The sequence below is a fragment of the Rhizobium leguminosarum genome (assembly GCF_019798305.1).
Taxonomy (GTDB): domain Bacteria; phylum Pseudomonadota; class Alphaproteobacteria; order Rhizobiales; family Rhizobiaceae; genus Rhizobium; species Rhizobium leguminosarum_U.
Genome location: NZ_JAAXDD010000015.1, coordinates 150102 through 168396, shown reverse-complemented (window position 1 = coordinate 168396; position 18295 = coordinate 150102). Strand labels below are relative to the sequence as shown.

The window sequence follows — 18295 nt, the reverse complement described above, 5'->3', positions numbered from 1 at the left end:
TGGGGAACGCGGAGGTCGCGGCATGTCCCTTCGCCCCGCAAGCGGGGGTCCGAAGGACGGGGCGAGACCCGTGGCTCGACCCCGGTCTCTGGCGGCAGCCGGATGAGGGGCAGGCGCCGATGCGTCGCTGTCCTTGCTCCAAAGCTCACCCCCCGCTCAGTCCTCCTCGGGCTTGACCCGAGGATCCACTCTCGCCGCCGTCAGCCGTGAGCATGGATTCCAGGCTCAAGGCCTGGAATGACGGAGATTGGGGCTGTCTTGGCCGGATCCCCAGGACTCCGTTGCCAAGGGTCACCAGCTCGCCACGGACCTGGGACGCCTCGACGCCGGAGGGCAAGGACTTCGATGTCTCACGACCAAAAACCCTGATTTCCTTGAAGCGAGGAAGGGCGGTCAGAGGCTCCTCGGTCAGTCCCGCCGTATAAAGGGCAGCCTGCGGCCCGTCTCCGAGATCGGCGAACGGGGCGACGAGAGCGTCGGACCATCCTCGATGGATTCCTGAGATTTAGAGTCCAACCTTATGGATAGCAAATAGGCAGAAACGGCCAGCGCCACCATGACCACGCCGAGGATGATGCCAGCTCCAAGACCGGATGGCATCATGTCCGAAACGCCCGGCGCGATACTCGTATGTTACCGTTACATACTTGCGCTTTTACAGTGCCCGGTCAGGATCGCGGTCGAAGGCAACTCCCGTGTCTCCTGGTTGGATAGGGCGGGAAGTGCTGCCGAGGGGAATTTCTCTAACTCATCGAATAATACAAGAGTACGGCAAATGTTGACGAAGCGAGATCTACTTCGCTCCGGCCAAGGGACGTGGCAGCCGCCCGGTATCATCGCGGCTCCGAATGAGCGTTTTGCCCCGACCGCCTGAGGTGGATGGTCGGCATCAACGTCCGGCGTTCGGGCAAGAGTACCGGTTCAAACAACGGGGTCCCACTACAGACGATGGCGGACGATGTGGCGGGAATGATCCAAGCTCTCAAAGTCGAACCGGCCAACATGATTGGAACGACTCGGTAACCATGGCGCACTCCCATGCGGTCAGCCCCCGCATAACGCGTCGGTGGCACGAAAAATCCACAAAACAATTCAACCCAGCACACCAGAGGAGACTATCAATGCGAAACTTCATGAGACTCATCGCGGCAACGTCTGTAGCACTTTCGTCTGCGATGGCAGCCTACGCACAAGACCAAAGTCCCCTTCCCAAGGCTAGCGATGTGCTTGTCCGATACGGAGACGACGTCGAGGGCTGGACGGTCTATGCAAATCGAACCCGCGGAGATTGCTTGATCGTGCGCTCAGATGGCCCAAATTCGGTGCAAATGGGCGTTACCGCAAATCAGGAGGTCGGATATCTTGGCGTGTTCACGAAAGCGGATATCGGCCTTCAGAACGGGAACCAATCGCAAATCTTTGTCTCCATCGCCGGCCATCTTTATAGTGGTGTGGCCACTAGCACGAGCGGCGTACTCAAGGGCGGATATTCCGGCGGCTACATCCTGACAGACGACCCGAATTTCAAGCGCGACGTGGCGAAGCAATATGAAATGATCGTGTTTCCGGAAACCAAGGGGACCTTCGTCGTCGATCTGAAAGGGACTTACAAGGCGATGGCAATGGGCCGCAAGTGCCTCTCCTAGTGACCCACTCGCTCTGATCACTCATTTGCCTTTCATGGGGAGCATGAGGATTTGTGGGGCGGGACGGAACGGAGTCTGTCGTCGTCATTGAGTTTTGGCAGAGCTGGCGGGCGTAGCAGGCCCGCCGCTCCGAGAGGCCCATGACGGCCTTCAGATGCGCGACGGCTTCACACTTGGCGGGCTCTACCATTTATTTGCAAGAAGCTCGCGGAGTGCGGCGGCATGCTCGCGGTACAGACCAGCCGCCTTCGACTCCTGTTCCTTCAGCACCGCAATAATCTGGTTCCGGCGAGCCGCCGGTCTCGCCTCCAATCCGTAAATCGCTGCTTCTTCATGCGTCCGTCCTTCAATAGGCCGGATCCCAATTCATTGCGGAGGAAATTACCCGTGGCAGGTCGCGTAACCCCCACCGGCTGCGGCAATGCCGCAGCCATCAGGCTTGGATTATTCCTTCGGCGGCCCGCCCCGCCGCTCCAGCGCCGTTTTGCGGATGGTCTCCGCGATCTCCGGACTACTGCTCGACAACATCTGGAAATCCACGGCGTAGAGCGACAGCAGCGATACCTCCGTTGCTGCGCTGACCGTGGCTGAGCGCGGTTCGCCGCTGATCAGCGCCATCTCGCCAAAGAAATTTCCGGCACCGAGTTCCACTGGATGATCGGGTATAGCCACGGTGACCTGCCCCTCGACAATGAAGAACATCTGATCGCCAACATCGCCCTTGCGGCAGATCACGGCACCGGCGGGGACAATGCGCGGTCGCAACGCCCGAACGATCTCGATCAGTGCAGCGGAACCAAGCTTCTGAAACAAGGGTACCGCAGCGACCAGTTGCCAGTTGCGAACGAAGTCTTGGCGGCGAACCTCCTCGTAAAAGCCGGTGGCGAGGATGCCGGCCCAAAGTGCAAAAATACCGATCCCGCTCATCATCACCAAACCCGCCAGAACTCGACCTGCAAGGCTCTGCGGGATCTCGTCACCGTAGCCGGTCGTCGACAGCGTCACGACCGCCCACCACATCGCCTGCGGAATGCTGCCGAACTTATCGGGCTGGACGTCTCGCTCGATGATATAACCGGCCAACGCAGCGCCAAAAAGAACGATGCCGAACACCGATGTCACGCCAAGCAGATTGCGCGATTCATTCGCGACCACCTTTGCCAGCAGCCTGAAGAAGGTCGAGTCGCGCAACGGCTTGAGAAGCCAAATGGCGCAATAGAGGTTTCGATCACGGGACCCAACGATCAAGAATGCAGCAGCCGGAACCAGAACCGCGAGCAAATCGATCACGAGGGCCGGGATCCCGCCCGAAAAGCGGTGTCGCCGTGAAAGCAATGTGCCGCTCAATTGGAGGACATAGGCCAGCCAAATTGCCGCAAGTAGCAGCTCAAAGACAAGCCTTTCCTGTCCAGTAAGGCCCTGGGTCGTCAGTGTGGCGACGACCAAGAGACCGATTGTAGCGAACAGCGCGTTGAGCGGCGTCGAAATCTTTGAGAAAGGCACTGCCGACATTACATACTCCCAACTGCCCGGCATTCGTCGACAATAGATCCCTTCGGGCCATACGCAACGGAACGGGGGACTGATGCAATGTGCAAGATAAAAGCAGCGTAGATTTGTTATGTCCGTCCGCACAACGCGATATGGGTTTGATGAGATGGGTAAACTTTGGCAGCGGATCACCTACTGCCGTCATCGCAGCGAACTCTGGGCACTCGCTTTGGCGAAGCGGGCGCCTTGCCTGGCTATGCTTCCGATCGGAATAGTCGTCTTGTTCTGGTGGGTGATTGCTCCGTTGCCGATTCTTTTCCCGATTTTATTGCTCCAGAACCTCGGCAAGCTCGGCGAATTGATGTTGGCTCTCTTTTCAATCCCGGCTCTTGTGGTGCTGGGGTTCGCCTTACCATGGTTCTCTGGCTGGTATGATATTGCAGCCGGTCTGATGTTGGGTCGCTTCACGGCCGCGAACGCTAAGGAGAAAGCCTTGGCGGAATCAATCCGTGCCTACCGGACGAGGGCCATTTGACCCCGCAGTGAGAGCTTTCACAAACTCCATCGCAAGGCTCTTCTGGAGCGCGCGACGATCCGATCTTGTGTCCCGATGCGGCTAGATGCCGACCAGAGCATTTCCGTTTTCTCCGAATCACGGAAATGCTCTATCTCTTTGTTTCAGGCAATTTCCCGACGCAAATCCGCTCCGCACTTTTGCTGGAATTGCTCTAGCCGTGAGGCCAACCCGCCCCGGCTGTCTCGACCTCGACGGACAAGAGCTGGCCAGTTCCGCCTATCTGGCCCATCTTGTCCATCCCGAACCATCTGGCGGCAGTTATGTATAGGGTGGTGCGATCAGGTCCACCCAGCATGCAGGCGAAGGCGCCGCGATCGAGCTTCACTTCGTCAAGGAGCGCGCCGCCCTCACGAACCCTGCGGCAGTAGGCATTGGGGACGTCGGCGTACCAGATCGCGCCTTCAGCGTCGAAGCATATGCCATCGGGCGGCCCGGGAAGATCGGCCCAAACTCGTCGATGGGAAAGTTGCCCGTTGGCGGCGACATCAAACGATGTCAGCCGTTTCGCCCAGCTTTCGGCGCAAACCAGTGTGCGCCCGTCCGGAGAGAGAGCCATTCCGTTCGGAAACTGAAAGCCTTCCGCTTGTGTTTCGACCGTCCCGTCTGGACGTATCAGCAGGATCGCCGGGCCGTTGACGTAGATCCGGCCTTGCGGACCGATCACGATCTCGTTCCAGCCATTCGCTCCCAACTCGGCGAACTCTTCCAGTCTGGAGCCGTTGAACCGCAGCAAATGCGATGCCCCGGACGCGACGACGTACATGTCGCCCTGTGGTCCGAAGTCGAATGACAGGGGCGGGGCCTTCGCCGCTGTCGCCACTCTGACAGTTCCGTGCTCGCTGAAGGCGAGGATTTCGCCGCTTGTCCAATCCGCGAACCACAGCTCGCCGTCATGCCATCTTGGGCATTCGACCAGCCCCCGGTCTTCCAACCGAACCATTGCCCTGTTCATTTCGGCCTCCTGTCGTTCCGCGCCTTGGCCCGTCGAACGGAGCCACGGTGTAAAGACGAACAAGCAAAGCCAATGCCGACACGTGTCTGGCGAAAAGGGCAATCACGGCCGCGACTGGTTACGCAGAAAGTGCCACAAGCCTTACCGGTATGCGGCGTCGCAAACGGGTCCGGAGTGCCCCCTCAAAGGGCGGCAGGTGGCACCACCCGCCCACCCCAGAGTGTCAGATCATGCTCGACATGCCGAGGGCGCTGAGCAGGTCGTTCTGAATTGGGCCTACCGCCTCGTTCAGCCGCTGGACACCGAGGTCCATGCCCTCAGGCATGACGACCGTGCGCAATGGACGTCGTTCCGTGGCCTCGACCAGTCGTGCGATGGCATCGGCCACGCGCTGGGGCCGCGGCGGATTAGCCTCGTCATGTTCGTCGTTGGCGTGGGCCTTGATCTGACCCGGTATCGCCGCAACCTCGCCGTAGGATGCAAGCACGGTCTGGTCGGAGGGCTCCGGGCTCGACGAGATGAGGTTGCTGGGGAACGGCCCCGGCTCGACGATGACGGAATCGATTCCAAATCCCTTCAGTTCGTACCGATAGGCTTCGGCAAGCGCTTCGAGCGCGAACTTGCTCGCGGAGTAGGTGCCGAAGAACGGAAAGACCACCCGACCCATCAGCGATGTCACATGAACGAGCAACCCGCTGCCGGTGGCACGCATATGCGGCAGAACGGCGCGGTCGGCCCGCACGGCGCCGAAGAAGTTGACCGCAAATAGCCGTTCGACGTCCGCGACAGTGTAGGCTTCCGTGACCCCGACGGGCATTATTCCGGCATTGTTGATCAGGGCATCGATCTTTCCGTGCTGCTTGACAACCTGGTCGGTCGTGGAATTGACCGACGCCTCGTCGGCAACGTCCATTTCAAGGACTTGCAGCACATGCCCTTCAGCTTTCGCCGCGTCGATGAGCTCGCTCCGGACCTTGGCATTTCTTCCTTCGACGTCCCGCATGGTCGCAACCACCGTATGGCCCCGCCTTGCAAGCTCCAATACCGTGAGTTTTCCAAAACCACTGCTCGCGCCGGTCACAACAACGACTTTTCCGCTCATCTTAAGTCCTTTCTCTGAAATCTAAGGGGCGTCGCACCATATAGACAGACCTGTATGTACTTGCAATCCAAAAATTGACAGAATAGTCTGTATATATACGGACAAAGAATCTGAGGTGATTGATGATGCCAACGAGCAGCGTGCTTGAGTTTGTGGATGTGGAGGGACAACCGCTTAATGCCCTCGCGCCGCGAGAACGTATATTAAAGACGGCATCGGATCTGTTTTACCGGTTCAGCATCCACTCTGTCGGGATCGACCGCATCATTGCCGAAAGCGGCGTGGCGAAGATGACGTTCTACAAACACTTTCCATCGAAGGCAGACCTGATCGCTACCTATTTGCGTTACAAAACTGACACTTGGTTTCAGATGCTCGCGAGCTCGACTGAAAGAGCCGGGCTGTCGCCGCTGGAGCGCGTCCTCGCTATTTTTGACGCGATGGAGGAACCGTTCCGCGCGCCTTCTTTCCGCGGCTGCCCATTCGTAAAGGGGTTAGCCGAGTTCGGACCGGAGGCTAACTCCCCAGACGTACAGGCGACCATCGGTGCATATTTCAGGGGCTTGCATGAATTTGTTGCATCACTCATCGAGCCCTTGGCATTGAGCAATCCCGAAAGAGCCGTGATCCAGATCCTGTCGCTCTTCCAAGGCGCGATCGTAATCGCACAATCGACGCGCGATCCTGCCATAGTGGACGCAAACCGCGATGCAGCCAAAGTGTTGCTGGAAGATGGGTTGATCTCGTCGTCCGAACCTGGAGTTCGCAAGGTGGTGGGGTAGGCGACCCGGCGCCACCGTCGCTCGAGGTCGCTTCCCACGTCTCCGTTGGAGTGCGTTGAACGCAATATCCACAGCAGGGAAATGGTATGAACATCGGAATTATCGGCGCAGGGAATATTGGGGCAACGCTGGCACGCAAGCTCGCGGCGGCAGGTCACGAGGTCAAACTTGCCAACTCAAAGGACCCGGAATCCATCCGCGATCTCGCCGCGGACGTTGGTGCGACGGCAACGACCAAGCAAGATGCCGTGAGGGGGGTAGATATTGTGATCCTTTCCGTGCCGTTTTCGGCTCATCGCGATCTTGCCAATTTATTCGCAAATGTTCCCGAAAACGTCGTTGTCGTAGACACGTCCAATTACTACCCGTTCCGTGACGGAACGATCACCGACGTCGATGATGGCAAACCGGAAGCGGTCTGGGTCAGCGAGCAGATCAACCGACCGATCATTAAAGCCTGGAATGCGGTGCTTTCTGCGACGCTCGCGGAAAAAGGCGTAGACAAGTCGCAACCCGGCCGCATCGCCCTTCCGGTAGCGGGTGATGACCTCGAAAAGAAGTCGATTGTCATGCAACTGGTAGAGGCGACGGGCTTCGACGCCCTCGATGCCGGGGGTCTCGCGACCTCATGGCGACAACAGCCAGGCACGCCTGCCTATTGCACGGAACTGTCTGCTGACGAGCTGCAAACGGCGCTCGAAAAAGCTGATCAGAACCGCTTGGCGGGCAACCGCGACGCCCTGATCAAGGTCTTCATGGACAAAGGCGGCAGCCTCACTCACGATGAAATCGTAGCCCGAAACCGCGCCGGGACCGCGTGAGCGATAAGGATGAAGTCCTCAGACTAATTTCACGCCGTGATGGCGTATGACGGGAGCTCTTATGCATAAAGGCAGCTGTCTCTGTGGCACAGTGAAATACGAAGTTCGCGGCGAGCTAGGTGCGGCGATCTATTGCCATTGTTCGCGTTGTCGCAAGGCGACCGCTACCGCGTTCGCGAGCAATGCGCCCGTCGCGACCAGTGACCTCTTCATTGAGGGCGAGCAGGCGCTGAAGGCATTCGATTCTTCGCCAGGCGTTCATCGCCTCTTCTGTTCCAATTGCGGTTCGCCCGTCATCAGTCGCCGCGATGCGATGCCGGATGTCGTGCGCTTGCGGCTGGGGACGCTCGACACGCCGTTGCCGGCGCCACCGACCGCGCATTATTTCGTCGCCTCGAAGGCCGAATGGTACGATGTACACGACGACTTGCCACAGTTCGCGTAGCGCTCGATGCACGACAGCTGCATATTCTCGGCCTGATCGTCATCGACACCATGCAATCAGGCGTCGGGATAAACATCGATGCCAGCACGAAAGCCATGCCGGTGACGATCTCAGCCAACCGCGATCTTGAAGAGCGGAATTCGGTTGCCTAAATCAGCCGCACTCACGCCATGAAAGGAGGTAAACGATGGCACTTGATACTTTCGAACACCCGATTTACGCACAACGGAAGTACTTCGTGCAAGAGGTCGCCGGGCTTGACGATGTCTTTGATTTTCTCGACGAATGGCCACAGGAGAAACGCGATGTCACCTATGAGGTGATGTTGGACGCCTGCCGGAAAGCAGCCAATCGGCAACTTCCCGCGTCGGTCGTCGCGGCGAATTTCAGTCGCTTTCTCAAAAAGAATGGCAAGCTCGCCGACATAGAAGACGTGCCCCTGCACCTGCGACGGCTCAGCGATCGAAATGTCTCCGGCATCTAGCACCGAAGGTGATCGCCGCGGCCCAGGGAGGCCCGAGTGGCGCGCGTTGCCCAACTCGATCCGTCCGGTTGAAAGCAGATGTCCTGGCAGGCGTTCAACGCCCTGGAGCCATCCGCAATTGCCGACGGGTTCGACCGGGCTTCCTGCCTTCGCGATGACCACACGTCGGAGACGACTTCGGCGGCTGCCTGAGAAAGCGAAACGCTGTTGCGGAAGAAGACCAGATAGCGGGCCATTGCGGGCGGAACCAAAACACGCTCGCTGAGTTTGGCAAAGTTCGATCTTGATTGGACGAGAAAGGCCTACTGGAAAGGAGCACGCAGGAAACAGCAGCCGTTGCAAAAGCTAGGATTCAACTGCCGCATGCCTTGAAGTATGCGGCTCCGATTTTTGCGGTCGACTCTCTGCTCACCTGAGGAGATTTTGCCGATGAAGATCGCTCAGATTGCCCCGCTTGCAGAAAGTGTTCCGCCGAAATTATACGGGGGAACCGAGCGGATTGTTTCGTATCTCACCGAAGAACTGGTGGCCCAAGGCCACGATGTGACGCTGTTTGCCAGCGGTGATTCCGTTACAGATGCCTGCCTCGTGCCGTGCTCGAACACTGCCCTGAGGCTAAATCCCGCCATCAAGGACCACCTGCCGCATCAGATCCTTATGCTTGAGGAAATCCGCAGTCGCGCGCACGAATTCGATGTCATGCATTTCCACGTCGATCTGCTGCATTTCCCGCTGATCCGACATTTTGCCGACCGCACCGTCACGACGCTGCATGGGCGGCTCGACCTGCCTGATCTCTGGCCTTTCTACAAGGCTTTTCCAGATATTCCCCTGGTATCGATCTCCGATGACCAACGCCACCCGATGCCGCCGGTCAACTGGTTGGGGACGGTCTATCACGGCCTTCCCGCTGGCCTCCTGCCTTTCACGGAAAAGCCGGCGGGCGGTTACCTCGCATTCCTCGGACGGATCACTCCGGAGAAGCGGCCTGACCGGGCGATTGAAATCGCGGCCAAGGTCGGCATGCCGCTGAGGATTGCAGCCAAGATCGACAATGTCGACAAACATTATTGGGAAGCGGCAATTCAGCCGATGGTGATGAGCCATCCGAACGTCGAGTTCATCGGCGAGATCAACGATCGCCAGAAGGCGGACTTCCTTGGCAATGCCGGCGCGTTGCTTTTCCCGATCGACTGGCCTGAGCCCTTCGGGCTTGTGATGATCGAGGCGATGGCCTGCGGCACACCGGTTCTTGCCTTCCGCAGCGGCTCGGTGCCGGAGGTGATCGACGACGGGATTTCGGGTATTTTGGTCGATACCGTTGCCGAAGCTGTCGAGAACGTCGAATGGGCACTGCAGCTTGATCGGCGCAAGGTGCGGGCGAACTTCGAGAGACGCTTTACTGCGGGACGCATGGCAAGGGACTATCTCGCCATCTACGGCCAGCTGCAAGGATTCCGCGCAAAAGCCCCGCAGCGCCGGCGCGCGAACCGCCCGATATCGATTGGCCAGGTTGTGGCATAAAAAATGGAGGCGACATGTGACGACATCTGCAGGCGGCAATTCAAATCCCGCAGCAACGAAGCAAGTGGCGCCGATTGCGCAGTTCTTTATTCCCGCTGCCGCGTCGCTGCAGGAGCGGCAACCACGGACATTAAAGCACGGCGATACATTCGCGGTCTTCGATCACAATGGCGATGCTCTTTCGGGACCGGGAAGCCCCGATGGGCTCTTTCACCGCGACACGCGATATCTTTCGCATCTCTACCTGACGCTCGAGGATCGGCGTCCGATGCTGCTGTCGTCGACAATGCGCGACGACAACGCCACGCTCACCTGCGATCTGACGAACCCGGACTTCCTCGGCAAAGATGGAAAGCTGCGTCTCGAGCATGATCTCATCCACATTCGAAGGACACGCTTTTTATGGGCGGGGCGTTGTTATGAGCGCCTGGCAGTGAGGAACTATGACGACAGCGATCATCATCTGCGGATGAAGCTGCAATTCTTTTCGGACTTTGCCGACCTCTTCGAGGTGCGAGGCACCGTGCGGGCAAAAAGAGGCCGTAGCCAGCCTGCCGTCATCGAAGATGGAAGCGTCCTTCTGTCCTATATCGGGCTCGATGAAAAAACACGGACAACCCGCGTCTCGTTCGATCCGGCTCCCGATGAACTCGCACCGGATCTGGCCGTGTACGACCTCCACTTGAGCGCGCGCGGCAGCCGCTCGATCTTCATCGAGATCGACTGCGACCGTTCGGACAAGGATCGCCGCGTCAATGGCTTTTTCCTCGCCATGCGCGATGCTCGACGGGCATTGCGATCGTCGATGACAAGGGCGGCATCGGTCTCGAGCTCCAATCAGATCTTCAACCAGCTTGCGCGGCGAAGCGTGTCCGACCTTTACATGCTGATCACCGACACCCCTGAAGGGCCGTACCCTTATGCCGGGACGCCGTGGTTCAGCACGGTGTTCGGCCGCGACGCGATCATCACCGCGCTGCAGACGCTCTGGCTGGATCCCGCCATCGCAAAGGGGGTACTTTGTCATCTCGCAGCCAACCAGGCGACCGATATCAATCCCGCTTCGGATGCCGAACCCGGCAAGATCCTCCATGAGGTTCGCTTCGGTGAAATGGCCGAGCTGGGGGAGGTTCCGTTCCGCCGTTACTACGGCAGCGTCGATTCGACCCCGCTGTTTGTCATGCTGGCGGGGAGCTACCTGGACCGCACCGGTGACACGGCCACCCTTCATCAGCTTCTGCCGCATATCGAGGCGGCGCTGACCTGGATCGACGAATATGGCGACCGCGACGATGACGGCTTCGTCGAATACGGGCGCCAGACCTTGGAGGGCCTGATCAACCAGGCCTGGAAGGATAGCCACGATTCTGTCTTTCATGCGGACGGGACACTCGCCAAGGGACCGATCGCGATTGCCGAGGTACAGGCCTATGTCTATGGCGCGTGGCAAGCGGGCGCGGAGATATTCCGCCGGCTCCACCGGCCCGAGCGCGCGGCGAAATTGCTGGCGAAGGCAGAAGCGCTCCGGCGTGCTTTCGACCTCCGTTTCTTCGACGAGGAACTCGGTACCTTCGTGCTGGCGCTGGACGGAGACAAGCGAGCCTGTCGGGTTCGCTCTTCGAATGCCGGCCATGCTCTCATGACCGGCATTGCCTACCCCGAAAGAGCTGAACAGGTAGTGCGCACCTTGATGAACGCCTCGTCCTTCTGCGGCTGGGGCATTCGCACCATTCCCGCCACCGAGGCGCGCTACAACCCGATGAGCTACCACAACGGCTCGATCTGGCCGCACGACAATTGTCTGATCGCCATGGGGCTTGCGCGCTACGGCTTCAAGCCAGCGGCAGCGCAAATCTTTGAAGGTCTGTTCGCAGCCTCGACCTATATCGATCTACGCGGGCTTCCCGAGCTGTTCTGCGGTTTTGCCCAGCGGCGGTCGCATGGACCGACCTTCTATCCCGTGGCGTGCTCCCCGCAGGCCTGGGCCGCGTCAGCGCCTTTGTCGTTGCTGCAATCGTGCCTCGGTCTGGATTTCGACCCGAACGCCTCGCAGATCAGCTTCAACCAGCCGCGCCTGCCGGCATTCCTGGATGAGATCACCCTGCGGCATCTTATAGTTGGATCCGGTTCGGCTGACGTCACTATTCGCCGGTCCGGCCGACAGGTCGTCGTAGACGTCGTGGGTCGCAAGGGAGATGTACGCGTTCTCACGACCGCTTAGTTCGGCAACCTCCGCAGCATCTGCTCGGCGGCCCACCCAAAGGTGCCCCCTGCGCTTGCGTACAAATTTGGAACTTAGACGATCGATAGCGGGTTAGTTGGTGACCGAATTTTTATGACATTGCATTCTTTGCAGTGAGGAGATGCATTTTGATCCAGTGTTTGTTGCGGAGCACCTCTACGGACGTTGCAAAAGCTTCGATGTCACAACTTTCGCGGCATAAGAGGCGAGGAAGGTTTCCTCCATTTTGGAAAACAGCTTTATCGGCGTTTCTATCGATGTCCGTCGTCTCCTGCACGAACGAGAATGAGCGTTTCGAAAAGCAAATGCAGCAGATCCTCTCCTGGAGTGCCAGCGCCGAAATGATCCTCGATGCCCGCATCGGTAAGAATGTTCCAGAAGGTTTCACCGATCACGCAGTCGAGAAATGCCAGAAAGAGATCTCCGATATCGCATCACAGCTGCCGCAAACGGCGCGAACCGCCCACGCCAGAGAGTCCGTCCTCATGCTGAATGGATTGATCTCTGCGGCGCATGACGAGATTGGCCATGGCCGCCTTGAACAGGGGCACCAGCACATCGCCGAGCTCCACCGCTATGAGGACGAACAGCGTTCGACCCTTGGAGCGGGCGGATGAAAAAGCTGCTTCAGATATCACTTGGAATCGTAACCAGCGTCGGAGGGTTTATCGAAACCGGCCAGATTGCGACCTCGGCCCAGGCCGGCGCAGCATATGGATTCAGCCTGCTTTGGGCCATTGCCATTGGTACAGTCTGCCTCATTTTCCTGATCGAAATGGCCGGGCGATTTGCCATCGCCAGCCACCACACCGTTGCGGATGGAATGAGAGAACGATTTGGATCGAACTATTTTCTGCTCACGCTGCTGATCGTTTCGATCGTCAATCTTCTCGTCCTGGCGTCGGAGATCGGCGGCGTTACCCTCGCATTGCAGTTCGTCACTGGCGTGGGCTATCAGTGGTGGGCCTTGCCTGTAGCCTTCATCGTGTGGCTTCTGCTCTGGAAGGGCACGTTCGGCATGATCGAGGACGGCGTCGCTATGCTGGGCCTGGTAGCGCTGTGCTTCGTGGTGGGGGTATTCGTCATGGATCCGCCCTGGCTGGAGGTGGCCAAAGGTCTGGTGCCGACGCTGCCGGACAAACAGCCGCTGCACTATGGATTCATTGCCGTCAGCATTCTCGGTGCCGTCATCGCTCCGTTCCTGTTCCTGTTCTACTCGTCGGGCGCAATCGAAGAAAAATGGGACAAGAGCTTCTTTGGCGCCAATCGCGTAATCTCGGCGCTCGGCATGAGCTTTGGCGCCGTCATCGCAGCCGCAATCCTGATCGTGGCGGCACTCGCCTATCCGCCGCGCGGCATCACCGACATCGAAGGGTATGACCAAATTGCGCCGATCTTGACACCGGCTTTGGGCAAATGGGGCTTTTACCTGTTTGCCGCCTCCCTTGGCATCACCTGCTTAGGCGCCGCGCTCGAAGCAAGCCTGGGTCAGGCCTATCTGGTTGCCCAGGGTTTCGGCTGGAACTGGTCGGAAGATGCCAAGCCGAGGACCGACCCGGCCTTCTCGCTCGTCTATACCGGTTTCATCGCAGTTGCCTTCATGCCGATCGCCATTGGGGTCGATCCTCTCCAACTCACTATTTTTTCGATGGCGATCACGGCCTTGGCGTTGCCCTTTGGCGTGGTTCCGTTTTTGTTTTTGATGAACGATCGGAATTATGTCGGCGATCATGGCAATGGATGGATCAGTAACACCGCCGTGCTGGTCATCATCGGCCTCTCGTTTATCGTCGCTCTCATAACCATTCCGTTGCAAATATTCGGAGGATGATATGCTTCTGATCCGCGACGTTCTTGACAAGCAGATGGTCGACGAAGAGCAAAATCGTATCGGCAAGGCAGACGGGATCGTCCTGTACCTGTCTGACGGGAACGCGCCCGAGGTCGCGTTCATTGAGATGGGCAGTTTGACGCTGTCGCGGCGGCTGGGCCGCCGGCCCCATCGCTGGATGCTTTGGATTCGCAGGGCCGCAGGTGCAGAGGGCACGGCCGAGGTTTTTCGTGTGCCATGGGCAAAAGTGAGAGACGTGGGCGTCGACATCGAAGTGGACGTGGATCGACGCGTGACGCCGTTGGGGCAATGCCAGGAATGGCTGGTGCAGCACGTGATCAACCGGATTCCGGGAGGACAATCATGAAAGAGATCCAGCTCGAGTTGCTTCTGGGCAAACAGGTCTACGACCTTGACGGCAAGCCTGTGGGGCGTATGGAAGAGGTCAGAGCCGAAGCACGCGGTGAAAATTTCTACGTGCTCGAGTATCACCTCGGTGCTTACGGCCTTTTTGAACGGCTGTCTGCCCTGGCCATTGGCCGCGCCGTTCTGACCGCCCTGGGGGCGGCAGGACCTGGCAGCAAGATATTGGTACCATGGGACCAGCTCGACATAAATGATCCAGAGCATTTGCAGGTGACATGCCGCAAAGCCGCTCTACATACTCTTGGTTGAATCGGTCGGCAATTATCGATTGCAGATTGCGATAGCTGTCCCAAGACCCTGCGGCGACGTCCGCATCCTGGATCGCGACAAGCCGATCGAGATCGCCGGCGGCTGCTATGGGGTCCCCGAGCAGGCGTACCAGCGGCTGATCGACGGGCCGAATCCGAGGTGGTTCGTCCGGTCGGGCGCGCCCAGGCAGACAGCATGCCATCGTCGCGCGCTAGCCCGGAAGCTGCCTCCGGCATTGACATGATCGAACAGAAGGACGTCAGGACCGGGGTCGGTGATCACGATCGCGGCCAGCCGTGATCACGATCGGGGTCCAGCCGTGACCTCAAAGTCGTAGTCATGAGCGATCAGCCCTGGAAAACCTGAAGCCTTCGCAAACCTGCTCGAAATTGTCGTCACCTCCGACGTGCCGGGAACCGAACATGCAGTCGCTTGTTTTCACAGTACATAAGCTGAGCACGTCGGAGCGAGCACATGAACCCGAAAAGCACGTTGAGCATTGCCGGCCATCCGATCCATCCCATGTTGATCCCGTTCCCGGTCGCTTTCTTCGTCGGAACGCTTGTCACCGATATCCTCCACAGCCAATCCGGCGACCCGTTCTGGCCGGCGGCGTCGAACTGGATGCTGGCGGCCGGCCTCGTCATGGCAGCCCTGGCAGCACTCGCCGGATTGACCGACTTCTTCGGCGACAGCCGCATCCGCAGCTTGCGGGCTGCGTGGTTCCACATGATCGGCAACATCATCCTCGTTCTGATCGAGGCCGTCAGCCTTTGGCGTCGGGTCGTACAAGGCCCTGATTTCATCGTGCCGACCGGGCTGGCGCTGTCTTTGATCGCCGTTGTCCTGCTGTTGTTCAACGGCTGGAAAGGCTGGGAAATGGTGTATCGCCACCGGGTCGGCGTCAGCGAAGAGACGAGCAATTCGACGCGGTGAGGGCGGCGGCAAATGCTGGCCTAGTGAATCCCAGCCTCGAGGCCTGGGATGACGGAGGGTGGGGAGCGGCGCCGGCATCCCCATGACGGAGTTTTTAACTTGCCGCCGATGAAATCGGTCACACCGCCGCTGCACGTCTCGGCAGCACGAGATCGCCCACCGTGTAGGTGTGGAATTCGCCTTTGGAGACCGCATCGAGCCTCCGGAACTTCTCGACGAAGACCGGATCGGAGAAGAATTCGTCGACGTTGCCGGCGCCCTGAATCGCCTCGACATTGACCACCGTCTGGCCGTCGCTGCTCTTTGCCAGGCTGCTCCACAGAAAGCCTTCTTTCCGATCGGCGACGTAGTGAACGACATCCTGGATGATGGCGAAGGCTTCCTGCTGCTTTCCCGGATGGACGTGGATGACATTGACGATGAAGGTCGTCGGTACGGGCGGGCCGGCAAAGGCGGCAATGCGGTTCGTTTCCATGTGTGTCTCCATCTGAAGCTCGGGCCATTGCGGCCGCGGCGACATCTGGATATTGGGATGGAGATAGCGGATAAACGGGCGCCTATTCGCAACACACCGGATGAAAATTCCGCAATAGGATGTTCATTGGACAAGCTCGGCACGCTCGGCATCTTCATTCAGGTGGCAGAAGTTGGAAGCTTCGTTGCAGCCGGCCACCGCCTCGGCCTCTCCGGCTCGGCCGTCGGCAAGGCGATTGCCCGGCTCGAAGACGAGCTGCGCGTCCGGTTGTTCAATCGCTCGACCCGCAGCATGGCCCTGACAGAGGAAGGCAGGTTCTTTCTCGAGGCGTGCTGGCGCATTCAATCGGAATACGAGTCCGCCCAGTCGCGGCTGTCGAATGCGCAGCTCATTCCCAGCGGGCAGCTGCGTGTGAGCCTTCCGCTGGCCGGCATGCTGCTGATGCCGACCATCTCCGCTTTCATGCAAACCTATCCGCACATCAACCTCGACCTCGACTTTTCCGATCGTCTCGTCGACGTTATCGAAGAAGGCTTTGACGCCGTCATCCGCACCGGCGAGGTGAGGGACACCCGGCTGATGAGCCGGAAGCTGGGAACGTTCAGGCACAGGATCGTTGCCGCACCGGAATACCTGATGGCCTATGGCAATCCGCAAGTGCCGGAAGACCTTCTGGAGCATCGTTGCCTTCACCACCGTTTCGCCAATTCCGGCAAGCTCGAGCCCTGGCCGCTGGCCCGCGATGGAGATGAGGTCAAACTCGACCTGCCTGTGACGACGGTCGCGAGCACCCTGGAGCCGCTCATCTATCTCGCGGAGCGATCCTACGGGATCACCTGTCTTCCGGCATTTGCCGTTGCCTCCGAGGTCGCGGAGGGCAAACTGGTTTCGCTGCTGAATGATTATCTGGCCGACACCGGGACGTTTCGCGTCCTCTGGCCGACAAACAGATATCTTTCCCCCAAGGTTCGGGTGTTCGTCGACTATATGGCCACCAATCTGTTCGCCGGATGATGGCTCCGATCGCTGGGCGAAGTGTTTGCCCGTATTTCCGGCTTCTGAGCGGACCTTTTTGGTTATCGAAGGATAAGGCTGCTTTGCGCCCTCATGTCGGCCGTAGAGATCATCTTTGCCGTTTCCTGAAAGCAGTCATCGCCGGCAACCACGCTGGTAGTTTCAGTTGCGCCAAACCGGAAGATAGAACTGCTCCGCAACAAGTCCGATTTACTTGGTCAGCAGACCTCCGGTCCGCTAGAGTCCCAAGTCTCCACCTGGCCGCAGACCGAAAAGCCGGAAAACGCTTATCTCACAGTAAGCTGATGCATCTGGAGCGCCTATGATGAAGCCGAGCGGATCCACCGAGGCAGTGAGGATCGAGGACCTTGACGACGCGGGGCTGGTTGAACACGCGCGACAGCTTGACCCTGCCGCATTCTGGCTAATCATCAAGCGTCACAATCTGCGGCTTCACCGGGTCGCCCGCGCCGTCCTGAATGACGACATCGAGGCGGAAGACGTACTTCAGGAGACCTATATCCACGCCTTCACCCATCTGGCCGAATTCCGCGCGGAGGCGCGGCTGTCGACCTGGCTCACCCGGATCGCGCTGAACGAGGCGCTGGGACGCCGCCGGAAAAGGCGGCCCACCGTAGACGCGAAAGCCATCGAAGGCATGGTCGCTCCGTTCAGCGCACACAAGCCTGATCCCGAAGAGGCGGCCGCTCTCGCTGAAATCCGCGGCCTGCTGGAGCGAGCCGTCGGTGATTTGCCGGAGCCCTTTCGCATCGTCTTTGTCATGCGGGACGTCGAGGAAATGAGCATTGAGGAAACGGCTTTTCTTTTGGCATTGCGACCTCAGACAGTGAGCACCCGCCTTTATCGCGCACGCCGGCTGCTCCGCGAAGCGCTGCGGGACAAGCTCGCCGCCGTGTTCACGGATACGTTTCTCTTCGCTGGCGCTCGTTGTGACCGCCTCGCGCAATCAGTCCTCGATCGGCTGGCAATTCGCCTGGTTCGAAAGGCTACGCATCTGTTGAAGGCGGCGACTGAGCTCTAGACGTCGTCCACGCCGAGATTACGCCGGCTCCTTTCGCAGGGCCTTTGTAGCGGGACACGGGAATATTTTGCCGGCCCGGACCATCTAATCGTCAGGCAAATGCATTCGGCGCCGCGGTGCTGACAGCGGTGTTGAATCAACAAACATAGGAGACCGCCATGCAGGGCGCACTTCACCTATCCCGGCGTCAGTCGCTTCAGGGACTTATCGTACTCGGTGCCGGAGCGGCACTCAGCGGAATTACGCGGCGTTCGCC

At 59.1% G+C, this 18295-nt stretch carries 19 protein-coding genes and 2 pseudogenes; 16 read left to right on the top strand and 5 right to left on the bottom strand.

The genetic code is table 11. The features are described 5' to 3' along the window. Positions 1-295 precede the first annotated feature (295 nt). A pseudogene (locus HFO99_RS33995) lies at positions 296-603 on the bottom strand (adenylate cyclase); the annotation flags it as partial. Positions 604-1121: 518 nt separating this feature from the next. Here HFO99_RS33995 and HFO99_RS25595 point away from each other — a divergent pair. Continuing rightward, positions 1122-1646: a hypothetical protein gene (locus HFO99_RS25595; protein WP_222364383.1), complete on the top strand. Its 525-nt coding sequence runs from the start codon at positions 1122-1124 to the stop codon at positions 1644-1646. 444 nt (positions 1647-2090) lie between these two features. Here HFO99_RS25595 and HFO99_RS25585 read toward each other — a convergent pair whose 3' ends face one another. Beyond that, entirely contained in the window at positions 2091-3158 is a 1068-nt protein-coding gene (locus tag HFO99_RS25585; RefSeq protein ID WP_222364380.1) for a cyclic nucleotide-gated ion channel, read from the bottom strand. Positions 3159-3303: 145 nt separating this feature from the next. Between HFO99_RS25585 and HFO99_RS25580 the strand changes: the two genes are divergently transcribed. Beyond that, positions 3304-3672 carry a hypothetical protein gene (locus tag HFO99_RS25580; RefSeq protein WP_222364378.1) on the top strand — a complete coding sequence of 123 codons (369 nt, stop codon included), beginning with the start codon at positions 3304-3306 and terminating at the stop codon, positions 3670-3672. A 193-nt stretch (positions 3673-3865) separates the two neighbouring features. On the opposite strand, the gene HFO99_RS25575 is transcribed toward HFO99_RS25580, so the two are convergent. After that, positions 3866-4666 carry an SMP-30/gluconolactonase/LRE family protein gene (locus tag HFO99_RS25575; protein ID WP_222364375.1) on the bottom strand — a complete coding sequence of 267 codons (801 nt, stop codon included), beginning with the start codon at positions 4664-4666 and terminating at the stop codon, positions 3866-3868. 223 nt (positions 4667-4889) lie between these two features. Continuing rightward, on the bottom strand, positions 4890-5768 hold the full coding sequence (locus HFO99_RS25570) for an SDR family oxidoreductase (protein ID WP_222364374.1): 879 nt from the start codon (positions 5766-5768) through the stop codon (positions 4890-4892). Between the two features lie 125 nt (positions 5769-5893). Between HFO99_RS25570 and HFO99_RS25565 the strand changes: the two genes are divergently transcribed. The 12 genes and pseudogenes from HFO99_RS25565 to HFO99_RS25515 all read left to right on the top strand — a co-directional run bounded on the left by HFO99_RS25565 (position 5894) and on the right by HFO99_RS25515 (position 15508). Then, complete coding sequence (locus HFO99_RS25565; RefSeq protein ID WP_222364372.1) at positions 5894-6550, top strand: TetR/AcrR family transcriptional regulator; 657 nt, start codon at positions 5894-5896, stop codon at positions 6548-6550. 86 nt (positions 6551-6636) lie between these two features. Beyond that, a complete protein-coding gene (locus HFO99_RS25560) occupies positions 6637-7371 on the top strand; it encodes an NAD(P)-binding domain-containing protein (RefSeq protein WP_222336342.1) in 735 nt (244 codons plus the stop codon). Between the two features lie 61 nt (positions 7372-7432). Then, a complete protein-coding gene (locus tag HFO99_RS25555; protein WP_261323324.1) occupies positions 7433-7816 on the top strand; it encodes a GFA family protein in 384 nt (127 codons plus the stop codon). A gap of 187 nt (positions 7817-8003) precedes the next feature. Continuing rightward, a complete protein-coding gene (locus HFO99_RS25550; protein ID WP_222336344.1) occupies positions 8004-8300 on the top strand; it encodes a DUF982 domain-containing protein in 297 nt (98 codons plus the stop codon). 429 nt (positions 8301-8729) lie between these two features. Beyond that, positions 8730-9824 carry a glycosyltransferase family 4 protein gene (locus HFO99_RS25545; RefSeq protein WP_222336345.1) on the top strand — a complete coding sequence of 365 codons (1095 nt, stop codon included), beginning with the start codon at positions 8730-8732 and terminating at the stop codon, positions 9822-9824. 16 nt (positions 9825-9840) lie between these two features. Further along, entirely contained in the window at positions 9841-12045 is a 2205-nt protein-coding gene (locus tag HFO99_RS25540) for an amylo-alpha-1,6-glucosidase (RefSeq protein WP_222364367.1), read from the top strand. A gap of 326 nt (positions 12046-12371) precedes the next feature. Continuing rightward, positions 12372-12683 (top strand): hypothetical protein, encoded by a 312-nt coding sequence (locus HFO99_RS25535; RefSeq protein WP_222364364.1) that lies wholly within the window; start codon positions 12372-12374, stop codon positions 12681-12683. Then, entirely contained in the window at positions 12680-13897 is a 1218-nt protein-coding gene (locus HFO99_RS25530) for an Nramp family divalent metal transporter (protein ID WP_222253241.1), read from the top strand. The genes HFO99_RS25535 and HFO99_RS25530 overlap by 4 nt, the downstream gene beginning before the upstream one ends. Position 13898: 1 nt before the next feature. Next, positions 13899-14264, top strand: coding sequence for a hypothetical protein (locus tag HFO99_RS25525; protein ID WP_222298825.1), 366 nt, complete (start codon positions 13899-13901; stop codon positions 14262-14264). After that, positions 14261-14572 (top strand): PRC-barrel domain containing protein, encoded by a 312-nt coding sequence (locus HFO99_RS25520; RefSeq protein WP_222364361.1) that lies wholly within the window; start codon positions 14261-14263, stop codon positions 14570-14572. The genes HFO99_RS25525 and HFO99_RS25520 overlap by 4 nt, the downstream gene beginning before the upstream one ends. A 52-nt stretch (positions 14573-14624) precedes the next feature. Next, positions 14625-14816: pseudogene (locus HFO99_RS33640) on the top strand (hypothetical protein); the annotation flags it as partial. Positions 14817-15046: 230 nt separating this feature from the next. Then, positions 15047-15508: a DUF2231 domain-containing protein gene (locus HFO99_RS25515; RefSeq protein ID WP_222364357.1), complete on the top strand. Its 462-nt coding sequence runs from the start codon at positions 15047-15049 to the stop codon at positions 15506-15508. Positions 15509-15626: 118 nt separating this feature from the next. Here the strand turns inward: HFO99_RS25515 and HFO99_RS25510 are convergent, their stop codons facing one another. Then, positions 15627-15983, bottom strand: coding sequence for an antibiotic biosynthesis monooxygenase (locus HFO99_RS25510; RefSeq protein WP_222364354.1), 357 nt, complete (start codon positions 15981-15983; stop codon positions 15627-15629). A 126-nt stretch (positions 15984-16109) separates the two neighbouring features. Between HFO99_RS25510 and HFO99_RS25505 the strand changes: the two genes are divergently transcribed. Beyond that, positions 16110-16997, top strand: coding sequence for a LysR family transcriptional regulator (locus tag HFO99_RS25505; RefSeq protein WP_222364352.1), 888 nt, complete (start codon positions 16110-16112; stop codon positions 16995-16997). Positions 16998-17319: 322 nt separating this feature from the next. After that, positions 17320-18039: an RNA polymerase sigma factor gene (locus HFO99_RS25500; protein WP_222364350.1), complete on the top strand. Its 720-nt coding sequence runs from the start codon at positions 17320-17322 to the stop codon at positions 18037-18039. The last annotated feature ends 256 nt before the right edge of the window (positions 18040-18295 follow it).